Consider the following 7,711-nt stretch of genomic DNA (forward strand, 5'->3'; position numbering starts at 1 on the left):
AACTAACCGGAATTAGTTCTTCCTTCTTCTTGACATCCGTTACATAATTCGTTGCCGAACTTCCTTCTGTAAAACAAATCTCAAATTAAAAAATGGCTAGCTGGATAGTTTTAAATGGCGCATTGTTAATCGCAGCTTACTTGCTGGGTTCGATTCCGACTGGGTACGCTTTGGGTAAATGGATGCTGGGGATTGATATTCGCGAAGTGGGTTCGGGTTCGACTGGTGCGACTAATGTACTCAGGACTTTGGGGAAGTGGCCGGGGTTGGGGGTGTTGCTGGTTGACGTGTTGAAGGGCGTAAGTGCGATCGTCCCGATCCGCTACATCTATTCTCTAGAGTTTACCAGTCAGCTAGCGATCGCCGCCGGTTTAGAAAATACTGCAACAATCATCCCGTGGATGGCGACTTTGGCAGGTTTGTTTGCAGTTTTGGGACACAGCAAATCTATCTGGCTGGGGTTTACCGGCGGTAAATCTGTGGCTACGAGTTTAGGAGTTTTGCTCGGTTTATACTGGCCAGTTGGTTTGGCAACTTTGGGAATTTTTGGAATAGTTTTTGCGGCGTCGCGAATTGTTTCTTTGAGCTCGATTGTCGGAGCAATTAGCGTTTCTGGATTGATGTTTGCTTTACATCAGCCGCTGGCTTATGTATTGTTTGGACTTGCAGGCGGTGTATTTGTGATTGTGCGGCACCGCAGCAACATTCAGCGTTTGTTAAATGGGACGGAACCGAGAATTGGGCAGAAATTGGAAACAGCAGCTAGCGATAATTAGTATTGTTGTACCGCTGGTTGCAGATTACGATTTCTCTATCCAATCTTCGATTTAAGCTTTTGCAGGAGGCATCGCAATACATCCTACAGCTTAGAATCCCTGAACCGAGATAATGCTGTTTTGGAGTTGAGGCGGCGTTACACCTTCAAAAAAACCTACTAAATCGCCAGAATTTTTGACTTTGATTAGAGTCCCTGAAGTCACTATCGGTGCAGGATTTAAGATTGATGGCGATACCCGGGGTTTCTCTGCTTCTGGAACGTCAAACGAGAGTAAGATTGTCACATTTGTCAAGCTTTCCAAAACTACATCGTTAACCGTCAAACCGTCTGCTAATCCAATCTTATCGAAAGCGGGTCTGAAAGCTGTAATGAAATCGACATTATTGATATTAGTCACTCCGGGTTCTGCTTGGAGGACGTACAAGTTGCTGCCTTCGATTTTGATTGAATTATTATAACCCAAACCTGCTAAAAAGTCGCGACCCAAACCTCCCACCAGAGTGTCATTTCCGTTACCGCTAGCTAATAAATCATTGCCTTTACCGCCCAATAGAATATCGTTTCCCGCACTACCTATAAGAAAATCTGCATCTTGACCCCCGTTGAGAAAATTATTTCCCTCTTCTCCAAGCATGGAGTCTCTTCCTTTTCCTCCGAATAAAGAATCGTTGCCAAAACCCCCATTGATAATATCTTCCCCCTCATTGCCATAAACCAAATCGCTAGCTGTTGAGCCTATGACTGTATCGTCACCTCCAAGCATCAACACTCCCGAGGAGAAATTAGTTACACCTCCGAATCGGGAATAAGCGACGGATAACTCCACAGATTCAGATGTATTGTCGCCAATTAATCGAGGCAATCTTGATGGGTCTGGTTGTAAAGCCATAAAATATTTGCTCCCTAAAATCTCGGATGTCAATATGATTAAATAAGCCACTCTCAAAGTCAATTCATATATTCATAACTTTGAGTTCATAAAAGTCATAACTTTGAGTTTATAAAAGTCATATTTGTGGTAAGATCGACCTCAACCACAGCAGCGACTCGGGGAGCGTAAAAAACTTATGTGCCTGAATTCAGGGGATATTCTGCGCAATAATCGCTACCAAATTATCAATAAATTAGGTGAGGGAGGGTTTGCCACAACCTATACGGCTAAAGATGCCCGCAGTCCCGAAAATCCCTTGTGTGTCGTTAAGGAAATTCGGCCGCCTCAATCTAACTATCCGCAACTGTTGGAGGAAGCACGACAGCAATTTAAAAAAGAAGCTAAAACCCTGCGGCATCTAAAAGATAAATGTCCGCGCATTCCTGCGTTAATCGAGAGCTTTGAAGAAAAGGGAAATTTTTACTTAATTCAAGAATACATAAAAGGAGAGCCGCTGAGCCAAGAACTCGGTTCGGGCAAAAAGTTAGGGGAAGCACAAGTCATCGATCTATTGCTGGATATTTTAGAGGTTTTAAATTGCGTCCACTCTCAAAATATTGTTCATCGCGACATTAAACCGTCAAACTTAATTCGGCAACTTGACGGCAAAATTGCAGTCATCGATTTTGGGGCAGTAAAAGCTATTAGCAATTTAGCGATTCAGGGCGGTGAAATAACTCAAACTCGCGCAGTTGGTACAGACGGTTATATGCCAGCCGAACAGTGGAAAAATCAGCCAAAATTTAACAGCGATATCTATGCCGCGGGAATCGTCGGCATCCAAGCGATCGCAGGTTTAGATATTGCAGACCTTTGCAACCATAAACCAACTTGCGAAATTATCTGGCACTACTCGACCCCCGATAGAGAGCTCCCACAGGTTAGCGATGATTTAATAAGAATTTTAAACAAGATGCTGCGCTACGACTTTACCAAACGCTATCAATCGGTTGCTGAGGTGTTGCAGGATTTGCGTGAAGCGAAGCTATCCCGAGCCCAATCGATGCCGGTTGAGACTGCGATAGTGGAAGTGGAAGATGCGGCCCCAAACAGCAAAACACCTTTCCCTCCAAACCCTCCCTTAGCCCTCCCAGATGGTTTAAGTGCCGGAGAAAAAATTCTCTTTACAAGTTCTCGTCCTCCTCGGTCAAAGCAAAGAGGAGTTCAAGAATTTGCAGATTCAAATTCACAGAGAGCTTTTAATTTCTTCAAAGAATCGTGGCACCAAGAATACGGCAAAGATCCAGAAACTTTAATTTACACGAACAATGCTTTTCTGGAGACCAGCAAAGCTGCTTATTACACAATTGCTGTAGTCCTTTCCGTTTGTCGGAGAAATCAGAACAGCTATGCTCTGCTTAGCGCTCAGGCGAAAGAATTTCTGCGCGGAGTGGCTCAAGCGCAAACAGAAGTTAATTTGGAACTGGCTAATTCTAGCGATCGGCACTTTCCCGGTCAAGGCTTTTTACCGAGTAAAGCCATTAACGGCAAAGGACTTAAAGTAATTATTGCTGACGATGCGAACCATGAAGAGGAGGCAAAACAAAGAGCAGTTTCATTGGTAGAGCAACCAGATATTTTAGCAGTTATCGGTCACGCTAGCAGCGAGATGACGATGCACGCTGTAGATATTTACAACAACAATCATCTGGTTTCGATCTCTCCGGGTGCCGCAACGGAAGAGCTGACATCCGATCCTAAGAAATTTTTCTTTCGGACTCAATATACAAGCCATTTAATCGCTAGAGATTTGGCGGAATACCTCCTGGAAAAAAATCAAAAACAAGTAGCAATTTTATCCGATCCGGGCAGTCCCTTCGGCGCATCTTTTATGGAAGAGTACAAAAAATATTTTGGAGGTATCCGAGGGGGAAAAATAGTCTGGATTCGCGATTTCGATATATCTAAAACAGACTTCAACGCCGAAAGAGCTATACAGGAAATCGAGGCAAAGGGAGAAACTGCGATCGTTCTAGTTCCAGACCCTCATGTTACGAAAGCCGTAGACAACGCATTTGAGATAATAAAACTTAACCAATCTCGCAATTGGATTGTCGGGGGATGGATGCTGATGTGTCCGCAACTGTTAGAACTTGTATCTGGGCAACCGCAAAACTTGTTTAAAAAACTAATCTGTTCTGTTGGCTGGCATCCCTTAAACAGTCGCAACACAGAATTTCCCCAACAAACTCGATCGCTCTGGGGAGAAGAAGGCAATACTCGCATAGCTTCAGCTTACGATGCAGCGCGCGCGATCGTCAAAGCATTGGAAATGCAGCAAAAACCCAGTCGCAAAGGAATGCAAAAAATGCTGGCAGCTCCTGATTTTAGCGCTTGGGGAGCCACAGGCACCATTGAGTTTAACTCGCCGAACAATGGCGATCGCAAAAATCCTCCCAGGGATTTAGTACATATTGTAGAGTGTCCGAAAGAGCTGTTCGGCCTCGCTTTTGTTCCCATCAAGTATTCGACAGCGGCAGCGGCAGGTTTACAGTGCGATTGAACTCACGGGCGATCGATTTAATTGTGCGCCAGAATTGGTTCTGAAGCCGTCATTCCGTTACCTCCCAACCACACTACAAAACAAAACTTGCCCAGCAGCACCCGCTGCTAAACAAGTTGGGCACAGCAGACAGCTACTCTAGGTTTGAGTCCTCTAGGTGCCGATCGATTAGAGCAATGAGTTGAGCGATCGCCGCTTGTTCTTGCAGCAACAGTTCCTTTAGCTGGCGCATCTGTTCAGTATTTGGCGGACGGTGTACCAAATCATCAACAAAGTCCACTATGGGCGATTTTTGATTGCGACTCAAAGCACTTTCGGTGTTAAGTTTATCCCAACGCTCTTTAGTAGCCTCAAGCTTTTCTCGCATCCTTTCGGTCTTCTGTCGCATCTGTTCGGTTTTGTTTTGTACCAGTCGGGTTCTTGCCAAACGCCTTTCGGTGCGCTGCTTAAGTTTTAGACATTCGCTTCCAGTCATCTTCATCCCCGTAGATATTTTTTACTTGTTCCTCTAATTCTGTTACTCGTTCCGTAAGCCTGCCAACTTGATCTTCAGTAATGTCAGTTTTGTTCTCCAAAACACTGGTTGTGTCCTCTAGAGCATCTGTTCTGTCCTCAAGGTTCTCAATAGACAGATCTAGAGCCTCAACGAATTCCTCTAACTCTCCTATCCGATCGGGTTGAGGCCTGTCACCGTTAAGTCCATTGCCGTTAGTCATGTCAATCCTCACAGGTGTTTCGATCGAAGAAACTGGCGATCGCTCTCGATACAGATAAAACTATCGCCAGCATTGCTACAAAGTTGTTACCAAGTTTGCCGGTTAGTTAGTTCCACCCAACGGAATCCGCTTGGTAACGATGCTCATCATTTCGCTAGAACCGGGCGCAGGTATAGGGACACTCCATTCGGAGATTTGAGCGAAATTCAGCCCCCAGAGCCAGCGGATCGTATAGTTAATGCCGTAGTTCGAGCCAAAAACCACTACCCTCACCAGTTCGTAGCCATCAGAGCAAGGTGGCAAGGTATCGACACCAGGAATCACCGACGGCAAAGTATCGCCGGATTTAGGTACAAAACCCAGAGTTTTGGTAAATACCAATTGTGGCGGAAAACTTGGTGTTGTTTCCCAACCAATGCCAAAGTTTGTCATCATAATTTGAGTCTCCTACTCGTGTTAGGGGGTTAGTCGCGCCGGGGATGGTCTAGATCCTCTGCGCGGCGCTATGGGACATCGGAAACATCCCAAACCAGGAAATCTCCAGCAAGTGAGTGCCAAACCCCCCCTTAAAGAGTGTGAGTCTAGAGGGAACGGGGTTTGGTTTTTGGTTTTTTTAACGCTAACAAAGCTGGCTGAAGCAACCACATTGGGAGTACAGATAACTGTTTCATGCTTCTGCTTGGTTCGTAGGCGTTCGTGGATGTATGATAACGCATATGGGATATAAGATGCAAATAACCCATATACACCTCTCGCTCGTTAAGCAAAAAACCAGCTTTAACAGGTAGTCTGGGATATATGAAGTAATTGCGCTAAATATCCCAGTGGCAGAGCTAAAAACTACAGAACCAGTACCAACTGTGAAAGTTACATTTCCTTCTCGAACGCTTCGAGAGCGATTTAAAGCTGTTTGTGCGTTGAACGGAAAAAATATGAATGAAGTGCTTATCGATTTGGTCAAACAGTACATAGAAGAAAATCAGCGTAACGAGCGCCCTGAAAATGAAAGCGACGCAAGTGGCTAGCAACCATCAGAAAATATGGCTGCTCGGAGTCTGCAAACATAGAGGAAATCTCTAGAAAGTGAGTGGCAGACCTCGCCCTTAAAGATTGTGAGTCAGAAGGAGCGGGGTTTGGTTTTGGTGTTCGACCATATCTGTGTATGCACAGTTGTAGTTATGTATGGACAGACATAACTACTTTTGGCGTAAGGCGAAGGCCGAATGGGGCGAGAGGCAGGAATAAGCAAAGCTAGACTAGCTCAATAAAAAAATCCGCCCCACCTTTGGGGCGATTCTGTCATAATTGCCTTCTCCAAGCTCAGATAGTCCGATCGGGCAACCCGCACTCGCGAAGCGGGATTTGGTTTCGATCGCATGATTTTGTCGATCGTACCCCCCTTCTGAGTCCCTTTGTAAACCCTGAGAATGTAATTTTATGTGCCACCGGGAATCCAAAAGGACTTAGTAGTCCCTAAATCCTTGTAGGATAAGCAATATATGAATGTGGAATATTGAAAATGCCCGAAATAGATGCTCCGAAAATGGTGCGCATAGATTTTTCCGTGCCTGCTCCGCTTTTAGAACAAATGCAAGAATTAGCCAAAGACGAGGGCTGGAAACCAGCGGAATTACACCGGATGCTCTGGGTGCTGGGTTTTTCAGCCTATACCGAGCAGAGCAACAAACGTTTGGTCAACCATCAGCTCAGAGCAAACAAGGCAAAAGAGAACCTTGAACTCCAGTAATAACGCCTCTAACTGATGAATAAAAACTATTGAATTACAGCCGTTAATTGCTTGACAAGTTCCTTCAATTTGAAGTCGCTATCAACCATTTAAGATTCTTTGCTATTATTTACCCAATTCTTGAGAGCGCAAACAAGCTGCTTTGACTGCTTCGATCGCGGCCGATCGAAAGCCGTTACTTTCTAATGCAGCAATTCCGGCAATAGTTGTACCGCCGGGACTTGTCACTCGATCTTTTAATTCTGCCGGGTGCATTCCCGTTTCTTGCAATAGCTTCGCTGTACCGAATACTGTTTGGATTGCTAATTGGGAGGCGATCGCCCGCGGCAGTCCAGCACAAACTCCGCCATCTGTCAATGCTTCGATAAAAATCGCTACATAACCCGGCCCGGAACCGGAAAGGCCAGTCACCGCATCCAGCATACTTTCAGGCACTTCTACCACTTCTCCCACGGCCTGAAACATCCGCTTGACTAATTCTAAATCCGTCGGTTGCACGAGTTTCCCTGGGGCGATCGCACTCATTCCCGCACCTACCGTGGCCGGAGTATTTGGCATCACGCGCAGCACTGCTCGCCCCGGAAATGCTGCTTCGAGCTTGCTCAGGGGAACTCCTGCCAAAATCGACACGATCGCAGCTTGTGGCCCAGAATTAGCTGTTTCTCCATTATTTGCTTGTGGGCGATCGATCCCCACGACTAATTCCAAAGCTACTTTCTCAAAAATTTGTGGTTTAATCGCCAAAAACAGCACTTCTGTAGCGGTAGCAACTTCTAGATTGCTGGCTGTTGTTCCGATTCCGTAGGTGGCCGTCAAAAATTCGCGCCGTTGGGGTTGCGGATCGCTCACCAATATTTCTGAAGGAAAATAAACTTTTTGTGCTATTAAGCGGGATAAGAGAGCTTCTCCCATTACTCCGCCGCCGATCGTACCAAACTTTATCATAGTTATTAGTTATTGGTTATTGGTTATTGGTTATTGGTTATTGGTTATTTGTTATTGGTTATTGGTTATTGGTTATTGGTTATTGGTTATT

9 protein-coding genes are annotated in these 7,711 nt (G+C 45.3%); 4 read left to right on the forward strand and 5 right to left on the reverse strand.

What is annotated here, in order from left to right; translation table 11 throughout:
- The first annotated feature begins 92 nt into the window (after nt 1-92).
- Complete coding sequence (gene plsY / locus QT974_RS08625) at nt 93-776, forward strand: glycerol-3-phosphate 1-O-acyltransferase PlsY (RefSeq protein ID WP_333468093.1); 684 nt, start codon at nt 93-95, stop codon at nt 774-776.
- Nucleotides 777-866: 90 nt separating this feature from the next.
- Here plsY and QT974_RS08630 read toward each other — a convergent pair whose 3' ends face one another.
- Nucleotides 867-1,667, reverse strand: a complete 801-nt coding sequence (locus QT974_RS08630; protein ID WP_333468094.1) for a calcium-binding protein — start codon at nt 1,665-1,667, stop codon at nt 867-869.
- 178 nt (nt 1,668-1,845) lie between these two features.
- On the opposite strand from QT974_RS08630, the gene QT974_RS08635 reads away from it, so the two are divergent.
- Nucleotides 1,846-4,212, forward strand: a complete 2,367-nt coding sequence (locus QT974_RS08635; RefSeq protein WP_333468095.1) for a bifunctional serine/threonine-protein kinase/ABC transporter substrate-binding protein — start codon at nt 1,846-1,848, stop codon at nt 4,210-4,212.
- A gap of 133 nt (nt 4,213-4,345) precedes the next feature.
- On the opposite strand, the gene QT974_RS08640 is transcribed toward QT974_RS08635, so the two are convergent.
- From QT974_RS08640 to QT974_RS08650, 3 genes are all read right to left on the reverse strand, one after another.
- Complete coding sequence (locus QT974_RS08640) at nt 4,346-4,687, reverse strand: hypothetical protein (protein WP_333468096.1); 342 nt, start codon at nt 4,685-4,687, stop codon at nt 4,346-4,348.
- The gene (locus QT974_RS08645; RefSeq protein ID WP_333468097.1) at nt 4,659-4,928 is read right to left on the reverse strand and encodes a hypothetical protein; all 270 of its coding nucleotides are present in this window, start codon (nt 4,926-4,928) and stop codon (nt 4,659-4,661) included. The genes QT974_RS08640 and QT974_RS08645 overlap by 29 nt, the downstream gene beginning before the upstream one ends.
- A 102-nt stretch (nt 4,929-5,030) precedes the next feature.
- On the reverse strand, nt 5,031-5,363 hold the full coding sequence (locus tag QT974_RS08650) for a hypothetical protein (RefSeq protein ID WP_333468098.1): 333 nt from the start codon (nt 5,361-5,363) through the stop codon (nt 5,031-5,033).
- A 389-nt stretch (nt 5,364-5,752) separates the two neighbouring features.
- Between QT974_RS08650 and QT974_RS08655 the strand changes: the two genes are divergently transcribed.
- On the forward strand, nt 5,753-5,953 hold the full coding sequence (locus QT974_RS08655) for a plasmid partition protein ParG (RefSeq protein ID WP_332943174.1): 201 nt from the start codon (nt 5,753-5,755) through the stop codon (nt 5,951-5,953).
- Nucleotides 5,954-6,447: 494 nt separating this feature from the next.
- On the forward strand, nt 6,448-6,675 hold the full coding sequence (locus QT974_RS08660) for a hypothetical protein (RefSeq protein WP_333468099.1): 228 nt from the start codon (nt 6,448-6,450) through the stop codon (nt 6,673-6,675).
- Between the two features lie 105 nt (nt 6,676-6,780).
- Here QT974_RS08660 and proC read toward each other — a convergent pair whose 3' ends face one another.
- Nucleotides 6,781-7,626: a pyrroline-5-carboxylate reductase gene (gene proC, locus QT974_RS08665; protein WP_333468101.1), complete on the reverse strand. Its 846-nt coding sequence runs from the start codon at nt 7,624-7,626 to the stop codon at nt 6,781-6,783.
- Nucleotides 7,627-7,711: the final 85 nt, after the last annotated feature.

It is taken from the genome of Microcoleus sp. BM001215392 (assembly GCF_036700185.1).
GTDB lineage: Bacteria > Cyanobacteriota > Cyanobacteriia > Cyanobacteriales > Microcoleaceae > Microcoleus.